The following is a 14,407-nucleotide window of genomic DNA, read 5'->3' on the forward strand; positions in this document are numbered from 1 at the left end:
CCCCGAAACAGTCTCAGGGAACGACGAAGGGCCGCCACGACACGCTGCCGACTGAGCTCCTTACTTGGCCTGCAATTTACACTGATTTTACAGACAGCCGATCTAGCCAGCGCAACATTACAGAGGTAGACTATCCGAGTGTTATGACAAGTCTACCCACTGGAATCCCTTATGGATCGAATTGCTACCGCCAGCAACCTGCTGATCGATGCGCAGCCGGAAGGCTGGCGTTTGCTGTTGAATGGGTCAAGTGACCGCACGCTGCTCGAGGCCCGCCGTGGCGCACCGATCCGATATGCGGAGATCTTTGGCACGCGGCGCAAACTGCCGCTGGAGGGTCACCTCCCCGTCGAAAGCATTGACCGGGTAGTGCTCGGCTGGTCGGTGAAAGATCAGGCGTGGCATCTCGGGTTCGTGCTGCTCCCGCCCATCGCGGACGAACGCGGCAGCCGCTGGTGCGAACTCGCGCACTGGATCGACCCAACGCGGAAGGAGTTTCAGGCGACGGCGACGGCTGCTGGCGAGGCGCTCGGCGCGCAGATTGGCCGCCCGTTCGCGCTCATTCCGCCGGTCGCGGAAGCGGTGCCCATGCCCCCGCTCCCATTCCACTTCGATCTGTGGACGTTCCAGCAAAGCGCCGAAGGCCAATACGAATTCGTCCGCGCCGCTAAGTGGGCGCGCAGCAACCTGCTGCGCGCGGCGTGGTATCTGCTGTGGATGGTGGCCTTCCTCGTGCTAGCGGTCACCAGCGTGACCAGCGGCATAGCCTATCCGCGACCGGAACTGCTCGTCCCGGCGGGCTTTGTCTGCGCGGTCGTGCTGTTTGGCATGGCGGTCGGGTTGGTCGTCCGCACCCTGCTCCGCCCCAACCGCATCGTCGTCGACAAGCAGGGCGTGCGCTGGCTGCGCGGGCGGTCTGTAACCAAAACGATCCCTGTCGACACCGTGCAAAGCGTCTACGTATCGCATGTGGTGAGCGGTGCCAAACGCCGCAAGCGTCCGGATGGCGAAGTGAGTGCCGATCCGCGCGCGGTGCACTACGGCGAACTCAACCTCGATCTGCGTAACGAACGCTTTCAGGTGGTGCTGACGCATGGCACCAGCGAAGAACGGGTCAGCGGCGAGGGTGAAGACAATGCGCTCGTCCCGCTGAATCACGGCAACCGCCGCACACAACTACAAGCGGCCGGCCTGCTGATCGCCGATCTATTCAACCTGCCCGCACATTACGATCAGCGGCGGCGCTAACGCGGCAATTGAGCGTAGTTAAGGACGCCCCGGTGGCGTCCTTTTTGTTTCTAAGAAGCCATTTGAAAATGTGTTGTTTTCGCTTCGGTAGGGGCAAGGCGCGCCTTGCCCCTACGAGAGATATTGCGAATATTCAGATGGTCTCTAAGGATTTCGTCCAATAAGAGCCTGCAAATCGATCCGTATCTGATCCTGCTGCTCATCCCTTGGCCCTCGTCTGTTTGATCCATAACGCACGTTAAGTCATGGAAAAGTCAATTAACGTTCGTGGATTCCCCTTGATTCGGTTTGAAAATGGGTATAGGCTCATGCGTACTGTTAAACTATCCGATGAATAACACATGGCCAACGAACGACCCCTCATCCTTTTCACCAACGACGACGGTATTGAGTCGCCCGGTCTGTGGGCGGCAGTAGAAGCCTTCCACGGTCTCGGCGAGCTGCTGGTCGCCGCGCCAAAGACGCAGCAGTCCGGCACTGGGCGCAGCATGCCGCTCGCCAGCGAAGGCCGCATCCATACGGAAGAACGCGTTGTGCGCGGCGAAAAACTGACGGTCTACGCCGTCGAAGGCACGCCCGCGCAGTCCGTGCAGCACGGCGTGATCGAACTAGCGCCGCGCCTGCCCTCGCTGATCGTGTCCGGCATCAACTATGGCGACAACACCGGCAACGGCGTGACCATCTCCGGCACGGTGGGCGCCTGTCTGGAAGGCGCGAGCTTCGGCATTCCGTCGCTGGCGGTCTCGCAGCAGACGCACCATGACCTGCACCTCACCTACTCGACCGATGTCGATTTCAGAGCGGCGGCCTTTTTCGCGGCCAAGTTCGGTCAATGGCTGCTGAGCAACGCGCGCCCGGACGATGTCGATCTGCTCAAGCTGGATGTGCCCATCGGCGCGACGCCGGAAACGCCGTGGAAAGTCACGCGCCTCTCCCGCCGCCGCGTCTACTGGCCGACCCGCCCGGAGCGCGTCGCGTTGAGCGATGTGGGGCGCATGGGCTATCACCTCAACTCGGATCCGTCCGAAGCCGAACCCGACTCTGACGTGTACGTGCTGATGCACGAAAAGCAGGTGTCGATCACGCCGATGAGCCTCGACATGAGCTCGCGCACCGACCTGTACCGTCTGCGCCAGATCATCACGGGTGATGAAGCCTACCCGCAGACCGCGCCGAGCAAGAAGAAGCCGCTCAAGAAAGAGCCCGCCGCTGGCGATTAGTCGCTGAACAGGTGGAAGTGCAATAGCGGCACGTCCTGATGCTCGCCACCGTTCGTGATCAACCGGTAGTTGACGATGTTCAATTCGCGGATCAGGCGCTGCGCGGTCGTGAACACTTCCACGACAAACTCCTGATCCTGCGGCGTGATGGCGAGCAGATCGGCAATCGAGCGCTTGGGCACGATCAGAATGTGCACGCGATAGCTCGGTACGGGGTGGTGAAACGCGATCAGTTTCTCCGACTCGTACAGCCGGTCGACGGGGATGAGCCAACTCATATGGGCAAAACTCCAGCCGATGAAAAATCGGGCGATAGGCGAACGCGCCAGTCGAAATAAAAACCGTTTCAAGATATGATCGTCCTTTATGACGATGCGACGTGTACTCTTCATTGTACTCATCTTGCTTGCGTACCAGCTTACGGAGGCGCAGGCCTTTATTAATGTGACGGGGCGGCTGGATAACGGCACCCCGCGCTTGGTCTATCCGTTTGATGGCCTGCGCGGGGACGTGATCAGCGTGCGGCTGACCGTCACCAGCGGCAACCTCGACCCGATCCTCACCATTCTGGACAGCAATGGCACGGTGATCGCCACGCGCGATGATGTTCCCGGCGGCGGCGGGCGGGATCTCATCCTCGACTCGATTCGGATTAGCGCGAGCAGCCGCTACAGCGTGATCGTCAGCCGCTTTGGCGACAGTCTCGGCACGACCAGCGGGGAATTCACGCTCACCGTCGAGCGCATCGGCGTGAGTTCGGCGGCGGGCAGCGCGCTGCGCTATGGCGATTCGATCTACAACGAGGTTACCAACGCCGACCCGATTGTCTACTACAGCTTCCGCGGGCGCGCGGGCGACGTGGTCAGCGTGCAGATGCGCCGCGCCACGGGTGATCTCGACTCGGCGCTGCAAATCCTCAACAGCCGCGGCGAAGTCCTCGCCGAAAACGACGACAGCCCCGGTTCGGTCGATGCCAGCATCACCGGGCTGATTCTGCGCGCCGACGACATCTACGTGATCGTCGCCACGCGCTACGGACAAGCGTCCGGCACGAGCCGCGGCGCGTTCGTGCTCACGCTCGACGCCGAATCAGAGAGCGGGTTGGGCAGCCGCCTCGACTTCCCAATCCCGATCACGCCGGGCACACCCTGCCACCGGGACGATCAGCCGCCAGTACTACCAGCGCTTCTATGCGTTCAGCGGGCGCGCCGGGCAGAGCGTAAGTATCCGCATGAGCCGCGCCAGCGACGATCTCGACACCTTCATCGCGCTGATCACGCCGGACGGACGCGAACTCGTCAGCGATGACGACAGCGGCGGCGGGCAAAACTCGCTCATCGACAATTTCACCCTCCCCGGCGATGGTACCTATCTGGTCATCGCCACGCGCTTTCAGCGACAGGGCGGCACGACGACCGGGGACTTCACACTAGAAGTGACGCTGCGCTGATCAATTTCACTCCGGCGCATCGCTGTTGGAGGAATTTTCCGGCAGTTTATGAGTTAAGCAGTTCGGCGAGAAAGGCGGCGGCGCGCTGGCGGTGCGCCTCTGCGCCCGCCGCCGTCAGCATTTCGACGGCTTTCTCGGTGCAGCGGCGCGCCCAGGTGAGCAGACCTTTGTCGCGATACAGCACGGCTTCGCGCAGGAACCCCTGCGTCGCCAAGCGCCACAGGAGCGGCGCCCGCGCGATGATCATGGGATCAATGGCCTGTTCCAGCCGCCGCCAATCCGCTTCCGCGTCGTGACCGCTCGCCGAAAACGCGCTCACGCGCAGCAGGGCGAGATACGCAGCGTTGGTGTGCAGCGGGTAAACCTGCCGCACGGTGATGCCGAGCATCAGGTTGGCATGGCCGCGCGCATGGCTGAACTCCTGACGCTCAATGTGCACACTCGTCATCGCATCCCGCGCCATGCTCATCATTTCGACGCGGCGCACGGGTTGAATGCTCAGCACTTCCGGCGTTTCCCAGCGGTCGATGAGCGCGCGCGCGTAGCTTTCAGCCGCCGGATAATCATACAAATCGGCGGTGGTGATGGCGAGGTAGGCATAGGTAAGATACAGACGGGCGCTGTTTTCCGGATTGACCGAAGCCGCCTTGAGCCGGGGCAAAAATCCTTCGAGAAGCGCCCGCGCCGCTGACAGTTCGCGCTGCATCAACCGGGTAACACCTTGATTGAGCTGGAAGGTCAGCCAGCGTGCCTCGTTAGCGTAGGCCGTCGCGCGTTCAACGCCCGCGGTGAATTCGTGATAGGCGCGTTCCAGTTCGCCGAAGACGAGGTAGGTCAGCCCGTAGTTGTTGAGCGCGTAGAGTTCGAGATCGGCATCCCCGAGATCGCGCGCTTGGTCGCGGATCGCGGCCAGTAAGTCGCGGTCACGCTCTAGGTTGACTGTGTTCATCGTCAGGATGCGGAAACGAATTTCTTCAAGATGCTGCCGGAGGATAGTGCTCTGGTAGTTGGGAGCGGCACCGCTCATAGTAAGACCACGATTGTGAGAAAACTCATAGTAACACCATAGATTTTACGCCCTGCGCTGTACCCGCGCTACCGACCTGTCCGCTGTCCGCCATGCATCTATATGAGGAAAAAGTCACATTTCAGCCTGTGGTGAGCCGATTTGGTGTGGCATCCCGATGAAGTCAAATCCCGCGCAGTGCACAGAAAAGCCCTTCTCCAAAGGAAAAGGGCTGCCACACGCCGAACAATCAATGCGCAATTGGCCGGTGCTCTACAAAATCTGCGAGAGGAACAGTTTGGTGCGCGGGTGCTGCGGATTCACGAAGAAGTGCTCCGGCGTACCCGTTTCGACAATCCGTCCCTGATCAAAGAACAGCACGCGATCGGCAACTTCCCGCGCGAAGCCCATTTCGTGGGTCACACACAGCATGGTCATGCCGCTCAACGCCAGTTCCTTCATCACGTCCAGCACCTCTTTGATCATTTCCGGGTCGAGCGCCGAGGTCGGCTCGTCGAACAGCATGATCTTCGGTTCCATCGCCAGCGCCCGCGCGATGGCGACGCGCTGCTGCTGCCCACCGGAAAGCTGACCGGGGTACTTCTCCGCCTGTTCGGGAATGCCGACGCGGGTGAGGAGTTCGCGCGCTTTGGCTTCCGCCTTGTCGCGCGACCAGCGGCGCACCTGAATCGGCGCGAGCGTGATATTTTGCAGGACGGTCAAATGCGGGAACAGGTTGAACTGCTGGAACACCATGCCGATTTCGCGGCGAATGGCGGCGATATTGCGCACATCGTGGCTCAACTCGATGTTGTCCACGACGATTTTGCCTTCCTGATGTTCCTCAAGGCGGTTGATGCAGCGGATAAAAGTCGATTTACCGCTGCCGGACGGCCCAATGATGACGACTACCTCTTGCGGTAGAACGTCCACGTTCACATCGCGCAGCACGTGGAATTCGCCAAACCATTTGTTGACGCCTTCGCACTTGATGATCGGGTCGCGGACGACGGTTGCTTCCTCGGTCATGAGACTTATACCCTTCTCGCTGCGCCGGAACCGCTGGCTTCGAGGCGGCGGCTTAAGGCGGCCATGATGTAGCAGAACGCAAAGTAGATGATGGAAATGAAGATGTAGACTTCGCGGCGCAAACCGAGGAATTCGGTCTGCGCGACGGTGGCCTGCGAGATGCCCGCGAGATCGACGAGGCCGACGATAGCCACCAGCGATGTATCTTTGAAGAGCGAGATGAACTGCCCGACCAGCGCCGGGATCACCAGGCGCAGCGCCTGCGGCAGCGTGACGAACAGCGTCACCTGCCAGCCCGCCAGGCCGAGCGCTTTCGCCGCCTCTTCCTGTCCGGGCGGGATAGCCTGCAAGCCGCCGCGCACGTTCTCCGCGAGGTAGGCCGCGCTGAACAGCGTGATGCCGACCATCGCGCGGAAGACGTTATCGACTTCCGCCAACTGCGGGTTGACGAGCGGGACGAGCAATTGCGCCATGAACAGCACGGTGATCAGCGGGACGCCGCGCACAAATTCGATGTAGAGGGTGCAGGCGGTGCTGACGACAGGCAGTTTGCTGCGCCGTCCCAGTGCCAGCAGCACGCCGAGCGGGAACGACGCGATGATGCCGACCATCGACAGCATGACGGTGAGCAGCAGCCCGCCCCAGCGCCGCGTATCGGTCAGCGGCAAAATCGGGTTGAGGCCGTAGGTCAGCACGAACATGAGCACGGGGAGCGCCAGCAGCAGCCACCACGCGATGCGCTGCGCGACGGCGCGCGAACTGCGCTGTTTGGTGCTGGCAGGCGCGGAGCGGTTGATCAGGCCGAGGGCGATGTAGCCGACCGCCCCGGCGATCACAATCCACAACAGCGCCTCATTGATCAGGTCGAGGAACGGGCCAAGGTACAGTACCAGATAATCGTTGAAGGTGCGGTCACCGCGATACTGATTGTCGATGATGATCATCATCGGCACATCGCGCCCCTCGATTTGCGGGCGGATTTCCTCGGTAATGAAACCGTCGGTCATGCGGACGTACTGCTGATAGCGCCCGGCGGAATTGATCACGTTGCCCGCTTCATCCAGCTCTTCCAAGCGCGAAAAATCGCGCTGGAGATGCGGGTAAATGCCGTGTGTTTCCAGCAGACCGATGCCATCGCCCGTCGTTTCGAGGATGTACCAACCGCTGTCGGGCAGCGTCACCGTCGCCGCGGTGCCATCGGGCGCGAGTTCGCCTTCGAGGATCGGTTCGAAGGTCGTGCCCCGCAGCACCCGATAGCTGATCGGCGTCTGGTTGAGCGCCAGCGTTTCGGCAATCGGCTCCGGGACGACAAGCCGTCCCAGTTCGGTTTCCAGCGCCGCCCGCTGATTAGCGGTGAGCGTGCGGAAGTTCGGCGTGTCTTCGGCCAACTGCGCATTGATCACGGCGATGCGATCAATGTTGGTCAGCCGATTTTCAGCCGAGGCGCGCAGCAGGTTCGCCGCTACATCGCCGAAGCTGTGCAGCGTGCGCAGCGCTTCATCGCTGGTCGTCAGGTCGGTCGCCAGCCGCAGCGACACTGTTTCGCCCGCCTGCGCGATGAAACCGACGTTGGGGAGCGGCGTTTCGGTTGACGAACCGGATTGCAGTTCGGTCGAGCCTGCTGTGAGGTAGGTCGGCGGCACTACGCCGACCGCGCGAATCGCAACCGGAATGACGAACGCGAGTGCCACGATCACCACGATGATGAGCGCGAAGAAGCGCGTGATGCGCCCCCACGCGGCTAACGCCGCGCCAATCGTGAAGGCGATCAGCAGCATGGTGAGCTGCACACGCCATTCCGCGTCGGCTTGATAGCGCCCGAGCATAAACTGGCGCATATTGAAAATCACTGCGTACCAGTTGGCCTGTGTGATCACCCAGTTGATGAACGAGACGATCACCGCGACAATCAGCGCGCCGACGAGCACCGTCAGCACGGAATTCATCACAGAGCTGAACAGGTTATTGCGCAGCCACGCCAGCGGCCCGGCGGTCAGCATGGGCGGCGGTTTGATCGGCGGCTCCTGATAGAGCACCACCGTTTGCGTAATGCGGGGGTCAGTCGTCGTCGCCATCGGGTTACCTCGTCACAATCTGGAAACGACGGTTGGCGCGTTCCGCCAGCGCCGCAATCGTCAAGCTGATCAACAAGTAGGTGATCATCACCATGACCATGCCCGTCACCGACTGCCCGGATTGATTCATGATGGTCGTGGTGATCTGGAACAGGTCAGCATAGGCGACGGCGATGGCGAGGCTGGAGTTCTTCGCGAGATTGAGGTACTGGTTGCCAAGCGGCGGAATGATCACACGCAGGGCTTGCGGCAAAATCACAAGCCGGAGCACATCGCCCCCGCTCAACCCGAGCGCGCGCGCCGCTTCGACCTGCCCGGGCGGCACGGCGAGGATGCCCGCGCGCACGATTTCGGCGATGAAGACCGCCGTGTAGATCGTCAGCGCGAGGAACAGCGCCGTGTATTCCGGCAGAATTTGCAGCCCCTGCGTGAAGCGGAAGTTGTTCTTTTGCGGCAGCTTGAGCAGCAGCGGCGTCCCGGCGTAGACCGCCTCTTCTTCCGCCGTGATCAGGCCGTCGGCCTGCGCCTGTTCGATGGGGACAATCGTCGTCTGTCCGTCCGCGTTGGTGAGGGTGACGGTCGTCGCGGCGGGTTCACTGCTCACGATCAACCACCCGACGACGGTCAGCGCCACAATCGCGATCACCGCGTAGAGCAGGCGGGGATACGCGCGTCCGGTCGCTTCTTTGAGGCGTCCGAGGTACACCCACATGATGAAGGCCAGCACCACGCCAATCGTGATGAACGCCGCCCAGTCGGCGAAGCGCGCGGTGGGCAGCAGTTCGGGGAAAGCCAGACCACGAATATTCAGATAGATCCACGGTTGAATTTCAAAGCGGAACGCCGCATTCCACACCAACCCGAAGCGCGCGCCGATCTCCGCGAGGATGATCACCGCGCCCGCCGCCCACCAGATCGGGCGGCGCAGATGACTGCGCTGCGGCGGCAAATTGCGCGTATAGTTCCACACGGCATACGCGCCGATCAGGTAGACGATCCAGCGCAGTGGGATACTCCCGTAGCCTTCCGGCGGCAGTGAGATGCTCTGCTGGAAAGCAGGCAAACTGAGCATGACCACGAAGTACCACACAAAGAGCTGAATCAACAGCGGGGTATTGCGCAGCACTTCGACGATGGTTTTGGAGCTGTTGCGCAGCAGCCAGTTGCGGCTGAGCAGAAAAATGCCGAGGAAAATGCCGATCACGGTGGAGACAACCAACCCGGCGATCACCACGCGCAGCGTGTTGATGAAACCGATGGTATAGGCGTCCCAGTAGCTGCGGTCGGATGAATACCAGGCGGGCGCTTCGCCGATGTCGAACCCGGCGCGATCCTGTAAGAAGCGTAAGTTAGGCGTAATATTTTTGTCGGCGAGCGCGGTAAAAATACTGGTCATTAAACCGTAGAGCGCCGCAATAATGACGATGGCAAAAATGATCTGCCCGATGATGGACAAAACACGGGTGTCGCGGAGGATGTTGCTAGGGGATCGGGATACTGCCATCGGTGTGCCGCTCTCCATGAACCAAGATAGCGTGGCTGTTTACGGGTCAGGGCATAGCGTCGCCATGCCCTGACCAAACAGATTACCTATGATCGTGGTGGGGCAGATTTCTATCCCCTCACCCCCAACCCCTCTCCCACGCAAGCGGGGAGAGAGGCGGTTCTGCGAACAATGTTGGCTCCCCTCCCTGAATTCGGGGAGGGGCCGGGGGTGGGGTTAGATCAACCTTAGTCAATCCGCCCTACCGACCAGCCTCACCCAAGCTATGGGTGCTGCTCTTTAACGGAACGGCGGCGAATACTGGAGGCCGCCTTCCGTCCAGAGGGCGTTCAGGCCGCGTTCCAGACCGAAGGGGGTGTCCGCGCCGAGGTGGCGTTCGAAGACTTCGCCGTAGTTGCCGACCTGCGTGATGACGGCGACCATGAAGTCGTTCGGGATGCCGTACAGCGACCCGGCGGCGTTGTCGCCCTGACCGAGGAAGCGCTGGATTTCCGGAATCTCGCTGCCGACGAAATCGCCGACGTTGGCGCTGGTGATACCGAATTCTTCCGCCTGAATCATGCCGTAGACCACCCACATGACGATGTCGGCGAACTGCGGGTCAGATTGGGGCGACAGCGGAGCGAGGGGTTCCTTGCTCAGCGTGATTTCGAGAATGGTGTGTGAACCGGGGTCTTCCGAGGTCGCGCGATACGCCGCCAGACCGCTCTTGTCGGTCGTGAAAGCGTCGCAGCGGCCGCTCAGGTAGCCTTCCCACGTCGCCGCGGCATCCGCGAAGACCTGCGGTTCATAGCTCAGGCCGCGCTGGCTGAACGCATCAGCGAGGTTGAGTTCGGTGGTCGTACCGCTCTGCACGCAGATCGATGCGCCTTCCAGCCCTTCAATTTCGGTGATGCCCGTGTCCGTGCGCACCATCAGACCCTGACCGTCGTAGAAGGTCACCGGGCCAAAGGTCGCGCCCCACACCGCTTCGCGGCTGAGCGTCATGGTGGTGTTGCGGGACATCAGGTCAATTTCGCCCGACTGAATGGCAGCCTGGCGTTCGCCCGCCTGCAGCGGACGGTAGGTCACAGCATTGGCATCGCCCAGGATGGCGGCGGCCACGGCACGGCAGAATTCAACGTCGAAACCTTCGTATTCACCCGCATCGTTGAGCGTGGCGAACCCGGCGAGGCTGGTGTTGACACCGCAGATGACTTCACCGCGATCGAGGATCGCCTGGGTAATCGGGCCAACGACGACCGGTTGGGCGTCTTGGGCGACAACCGCCAGCGCCCCACTGAGGACGATGGTGACCGCCAGGGCGATCAAAGAAAACCGCTTGAACATGTCTCTCTCCTAACAATATTCACTCAGCACACCATCCCGGTGACGGGACGTTAAAACTGTCGATCAGTCTAACGAACGCTGTATTTATTGTCAAACAGACATTTCAACGGATTTCGGAACAGATAATTTGTGCATTCCTTCACATTAGTTGAGGATGTATCGAGAATCTGAGCAACTTCTCGTGAGGTAAGCAAAAGATTGTATTAAGAATGAATAGGAGTAACATCCGTACTAGATAGGTGGAATCCTTCACGTCTATCCATACCGCTCTTGCGTTAAAATAAGTGGGTAGAAACTAGGCAACTTCCGAGAGTGTGGCGATGCCTGCATTAAACGAAACCTTTGAGATGTATGTTAGTCTGCGCAATCGTGGGCAAGAAGCCACGACGGCGCTTCAGACCCTGCGGTTTCAGATCGAAATATTAGATGCGGAATCCCGGGCTGAGCTGGTGCGGCGCGTGCGCGAATGGGAATCGGAACGCCAGTCCGCCATGACCAGCACCAACGCCGCCAAGAGCACGCCGAGTGTAGTGAAGCCGATTGCGCCGCCTCCCGTGAAGCCCGTCGCCCCACCGCCCCAGCAAATGATCAACTGCCCGCAGTGCGGCAAGCCCAACCCGACCAACGAAGTCTTTTGCTATAGCTGCGGGTATTTTCTCAAACAGGATGCCAGTTTTCACGACACCGTGCGCCTGTCTGACCCGGATAATCGGACGAGCCGCGGCGACTACTTCGGCCCGAATTCCACACTCGTCCTGCTGATTGTCGCCACCAACCAATCGTTCAAAATCCGCCCGCAGAACTTCAAGCATGAGATTGTCGTCGGACGCGGCGATGGCGCGACCATGCGCCCGGATGTCGACCTGAGCGAACACGGCGCGGGCGATCAAGGCGTGTCGCGGCTGCACATGTCGCTGACCTACAACGGCAAAATGAACACGCTCTCGGTGTCAGATATGCGCAGCGCGAACGGCACGTTCATCAACGGACAGCGCCTGTACCCGCAGGAAGTGCGTGTGCTCCGGCATGGCGACGAACTGCGGTTGGGACGCATGGTGCTGCGCACCTATTACTATCACCCGGAGAGCAACCCGGTCGGCGGCGGCAACCCCACGCCGTAATCCGAATGCAACGGACAAGCAAACAGGCGACCCTGCAGGTCGCCTGTTTTGTTTTGGCGTTAACGAGCGCCCGGTCTGAAGTAGGTTCTCAAAAAAATTCACGAACGGCTGTCGGGGCGCACCTGCGTGTGCGCCTACAACCGAGCCGACACATCGGTCTGCCACTACACAACAACATTCGGCAGCAGAATATACCCTCAGCCCCCAGAAATGTGGGGATACTGTGCCAGGGCAGCAACTTTCCAGAATCCCGCTGCGTATATAGGCATGTATCGACATTGAGGGGGAAGCAGCACTACCATGAGCAGTTACGATTTCGAAAAACCGAAAAATGGCCGCAGCTATGTGTATGAGACCGAAGAACTCGCGGGCTTGGGCGAACGTCTGATCGCATTGATCATTGACGGCGTTATCCTCGGCATCATCGGCGGCGTGTTGTTCTCTGGTCTGCGCGAAGGCACTCTGAGCAGCATCATCACGTTCCTGATCGGCATCACCTACAACTGGTATTTCCTGACGCAGCAGAATGGCCAGACTATTGGCAAGCATGTGATGGGCATTCGCGTCGTCAAAATCAACGACCGCCCGCTGGAAACCGCCGACGTGATCGTGCGCTATGTCGGCTACTACATCAACTCGTTCCTGTTCGGCCTCGGCTGGATCTGGGCGGCGTTCGACAACCGCAAGCAGGGCTGGCACGACAAGCTCGCTTCGACGCTCGTCGTCAAGGCGTAACCGCAGCGCGACAAATAACTTCAGGGCGACCAGCACGGTCGCCCTTTTTGTTGCCCCGCAGCCGGAATTTGCGCCCGAATGTGGATTGATCTATAGTTCGGAATTAGCACAAATGGTCGCATGCAAAGGGGACTGGATTATGCCGCATCCATTGGTCGTTCAACTCCGTTTCACCCGCAGCGAATTCCAGCGCGCGCTCAAAGGCGTCACTGCCGAAGAAGCCTGCCGCCGCTTCGAACCGATGAACTGCATCAGCTGGATGGTGGGGCATCTGGCGTGGCAGGAACAGCGCTATTGGCTCACGCAGGGACAGGGAATCACCCCTGTGCCGGAAGTCAACAAGTTCGGTTATGGGCAACCTACCAGCACGCCGCCGCTCAAAGAGATGTGGGCCGCGTGGAAAACTGTTACCGAAGCGGCGGATCCGTGGCTGGACACACTCGATGATGCGGCGCTGCTCACCTTCAGCCTGATCGGTAAGCCGCCCAAGCCTAGCTCGGAGAGCATCGGCACGCGCTTGCTGCGTACGACCTATCACTACTGGTTTCACACGGGCGAATCGCAGGCCATCCGCCAGATGTTGGGGCACTCGAAGCTGCCCACGTTCGTCGGCGACATCGGCGGCAAAGCGCCGTATAGCATGACCGAATAGCGCGTCATCGAAACCATAACTCAGCTGTTGAAACAGCGCACAAATACCCAAGTGACAAGTTTTTGTAGGGACAAGGCATGCCTTGTCCTCTTTGTTTTTCTCGAGAGTGAACAAAGAGGACGAGGCATGCCTCGTCCCTACAACAGTACCGCTTCTGTCTCCCCTCCCTGAATTCGGGGAGGGGACGGGGTGGGGTGATTGCTGTTACCCCATCGGCTGGCGGATGATCGTCTTGAGCTTGTCGAGCGCGCTCTTGTTCGGGTCGCCGAGATAGATCTCGTGGTGTTTGCCCGTGCGCTGCTTGCCCTGCGCGGCGATGAATTCGTGCAGACGCTGGATCGTCGGGCCTTCCGCGTCATATGGACCGAGGTGCAGAATCTGCGCGCACAGCCCTTCGTGATACGTCTCCAGACGCAGCAAATCCAGCGCGGGCAGCGCCTTCTTCTTCGCGACTTCGGGTTTGATCGCTGCGAACACGTCGGGCGTCACCACGTCCGGCTGCAGGATCATCATCGTCCAGAGGTACGCGTCTTTGTCGGCTTGCAGGAAGGCATCCATGTCGTCCGCCCACCACAAGCCTTCGAGCGGCATCACGCCATAGTCGAGGCCGCGCGTCTTCTTGAAGTGGAATTTGAGCGTATAGGACACGCTGTACAAGGCTTCAACCGCGGCTTTGTAGCTCGGCGCGGTGTTCGGGTTACCGCGCCCGTCGATCATCAGGAAGGTGAGCGGCGGCACATCGACAAGTTGGGCTGCTTTGGCAGACGGTTTGAGATAGGCGGCATACTGCTGTCTGAGATCGAGTTTGAGCATGGGGGACCTCCTGCTGCGTTGCACAATCACCAAAACGCCGACCCGTTTGGCCATTGCCAGTGCGCTCCGGTTACATCAACCATACACTCTCCAGCCGCTAGAGAGTCAAGTGACCAAGATCCCCGCGTTGGATTTGTCCATTGCGACCAATTGGCAGAGGTAGTGGTTTCTCTATACAATAGTCAAAATCTGTTACAAACCGAACGTTTGGTAAAAATAGCTATA

At 60.2% G+C, this 14,407-nt stretch carries 14 protein-coding genes; 7 read left to right on the forward strand and 7 right to left on the reverse strand.

Annotated features, from left to right (window positions below; translation table 11 throughout):
- The first annotated feature begins 171 nt into the window (after positions 1-171).
- Entirely contained in the window at positions 172-1,248 is a 1,077-nt protein-coding gene (locus IPK17_RS37630) for a hypothetical protein (protein ID WP_343422889.1), read from the forward strand.
- 341 nt (positions 1,249-1,589) lie between these two features.
- The gene (surE, locus tag IPK17_RS37635) at positions 1,590-2,468 is read left to right on the forward strand and encodes a 5'/3'-nucleotidase SurE (RefSeq protein WP_343422890.1); all 879 of its coding nucleotides are present in this window, start codon (positions 1,590-1,592) and stop codon (positions 2,466-2,468) included.
- On the opposite strand, the gene IPK17_RS37640 is transcribed toward surE, so the two are convergent.
- Positions 2,465-2,818 carry an HIT domain-containing protein gene (locus IPK17_RS37640; RefSeq protein WP_343422891.1) on the reverse strand — a complete coding sequence of 118 codons (354 nt, stop codon included), beginning with the start codon at positions 2,816-2,818 and terminating at the stop codon, positions 2,465-2,467. The genes surE and IPK17_RS37640 overlap by 4 nt on opposite strands.
- 16 nt (positions 2,819-2,834) lie before the next feature.
- On the opposite strand from IPK17_RS37640, the gene IPK17_RS37645 reads away from it, so the two are divergent.
- Together IPK17_RS37645 and IPK17_RS37650 are read left to right on the forward strand one after the other, a co-directional pair.
- Entirely contained in the window at positions 2,835-3,776 is a 942-nt protein-coding gene (locus IPK17_RS37645; RefSeq protein ID WP_343422892.1) for a PPC domain-containing protein, read from the forward strand.
- A complete protein-coding gene (locus IPK17_RS37650) occupies positions 3,700-3,918 on the forward strand; it encodes a hypothetical protein (RefSeq protein WP_343422893.1) in 219 nt (72 codons plus the stop codon). The genes IPK17_RS37645 and IPK17_RS37650 overlap by 77 nt, the downstream gene beginning before the upstream one ends.
- A gap of 46 nt (positions 3,919-3,964) precedes the next feature.
- On the opposite strand, the gene IPK17_RS37655 is transcribed toward IPK17_RS37650, so the two are convergent.
- The 5 genes from IPK17_RS37655 to IPK17_RS37675 form a co-directional block, all read right to left on the reverse strand.
- Positions 3,965-4,945 carry a hypothetical protein gene (locus IPK17_RS37655; protein WP_343422894.1) on the reverse strand — a complete coding sequence of 327 codons (981 nt, stop codon included), beginning with the start codon at positions 4,943-4,945 and terminating at the stop codon, positions 3,965-3,967.
- Between the two features lie 252 nt (positions 4,946-5,197).
- Positions 5,198-5,953 (reverse strand): amino acid ABC transporter ATP-binding protein, encoded by a 756-nt coding sequence (locus IPK17_RS37660; RefSeq protein ID WP_343422895.1) that lies wholly within the window; start codon positions 5,951-5,953, stop codon positions 5,198-5,200.
- Between the two features lie 5 nt (positions 5,954-5,958).
- Positions 5,959-8,028 carry an amino acid ABC transporter permease gene (locus IPK17_RS37665; RefSeq protein WP_343422896.1) on the reverse strand — a complete coding sequence of 690 codons (2,070 nt, stop codon included), beginning with the start codon at positions 8,026-8,028 and terminating at the stop codon, positions 5,959-5,961.
- 4 nt (positions 8,029-8,032) lie between these two features.
- Positions 8,033-9,532: an amino acid ABC transporter permease gene (locus IPK17_RS37670; protein ID WP_343422897.1), complete on the reverse strand. Its 1,500-nt coding sequence runs from the start codon at positions 9,530-9,532 to the stop codon at positions 8,033-8,035.
- A gap of 279 nt (positions 9,533-9,811) precedes the next feature.
- Positions 9,812-10,861, reverse strand: coding sequence for an amino acid ABC transporter substrate-binding protein (locus tag IPK17_RS37675; RefSeq protein ID WP_343422898.1), 1,050 nt, complete (start codon positions 10,859-10,861; stop codon positions 9,812-9,814).
- A gap of 320 nt (positions 10,862-11,181) precedes the next feature.
- Here IPK17_RS37675 and IPK17_RS37680 point away from each other — a divergent pair, with 320 nt between their 5' ends.
- From IPK17_RS37680 to IPK17_RS37690, 3 genes are all read left to right on the forward strand, one after another.
- A complete protein-coding gene (locus tag IPK17_RS37680) occupies positions 11,182-11,982 on the forward strand; it encodes an FHA domain-containing protein (RefSeq protein WP_343422899.1) in 801 nt (266 codons plus the stop codon).
- Positions 11,983-12,282: 300 nt separating this feature from the next.
- Entirely contained in the window at positions 12,283-12,717 is a 435-nt protein-coding gene (locus IPK17_RS37685) for an RDD family protein (RefSeq protein ID WP_343422900.1), read from the forward strand.
- 139 nt (positions 12,718-12,856) lie between these two features.
- A complete protein-coding gene (locus IPK17_RS37690) occupies positions 12,857-13,369 on the forward strand; it encodes a DinB family protein (protein ID WP_343422901.1) in 513 nt (170 codons plus the stop codon).
- Positions 13,370-13,573: 204 nt separating this feature from the next.
- On the opposite strand, the gene IPK17_RS37695 is transcribed toward IPK17_RS37690, so the two are convergent.
- Positions 13,574-14,182 carry a GyrI-like domain-containing protein gene (locus tag IPK17_RS37695; protein WP_343422902.1) on the reverse strand — a complete coding sequence of 203 codons (609 nt, stop codon included), beginning with the start codon at positions 14,180-14,182 and terminating at the stop codon, positions 13,574-13,576.
- Positions 14,183-14,407 lie beyond the last annotated feature (225 nt).

It is taken from the genome of Candidatus Flexifilum breve (assembly GCF_016713355.1).

Bases quoted from the DNA above. Each gene is read 5' to 3' on its own strand.
- IPK17_RS37630 (WP_343422889.1), top strand. From the start codon at position 172: ATGGATCGAATTGCTACCGCCAGCAACCTGCTGATCGATGCGCAGCCG.
- surE (WP_343422890.1), top strand. From the start codon at position 1,590: ATGGCCAACGAACGACCCCTCATCCTTTTCACCAACGACGACGGTATT.
- IPK17_RS37645 (WP_343422892.1), top strand. From the start codon at position 2,835: ATGACGATGCGACGTGTACTCTTCATTGTACTCATCTTGCTTGCGTAC.
- IPK17_RS37650 (WP_343422893.1), top strand. From the start codon at position 3,700: ATGAGCCGCGCCAGCGACGATCTCGACACCTTCATCGCGCTGATCACG.
- IPK17_RS37655 (WP_343422894.1), bottom strand. From the start codon at position 4,945: ATGAGCGGTGCCGCTCCCAACTACCAGAGCACTATCCTCCGGCAGCAT.
- IPK17_RS37660 (WP_343422895.1), bottom strand. From the start codon at position 5,953: ATGACCGAGGAAGCAACCGTCGTCCGCGACCCGATCATCAAGTGCGAA.
- IPK17_RS37665 (WP_343422896.1), bottom strand. From the start codon at position 8,028: ATGGCGACGACGACTGACCCCCGCATTACGCAAACGGTGGTGCTCTAT.
- IPK17_RS37670 (WP_343422897.1), bottom strand. From the start codon at position 9,532: ATGGCAGTATCCCGATCCCCTAGCAACATCCTCCGCGACACCCGTGTT.
- IPK17_RS37675 (WP_343422898.1), bottom strand. From the start codon at position 10,861: ATGTTCAAGCGGTTTTCTTTGATCGCCCTGGCGGTCACCATCGTCCTC.
- IPK17_RS37680 (WP_343422899.1), top strand. From the start codon at position 11,182: ATGCCTGCATTAAACGAAACCTTTGAGATGTATGTTAGTCTGCGCAAT.
- IPK17_RS37685 (WP_343422900.1), top strand. From the start codon at position 12,283: ATGAGCAGTTACGATTTCGAAAAACCGAAAAATGGCCGCAGCTATGTG.
- IPK17_RS37690 (WP_343422901.1), top strand. From the start codon at position 12,857: ATGCCGCATCCATTGGTCGTTCAACTCCGTTTCACCCGCAGCGAATTC.
- IPK17_RS37695 (WP_343422902.1), bottom strand. From the start codon at position 14,182: ATGCTCAAACTCGATCTCAGACAGCAGTATGCCGCCTATCTCAAACCG.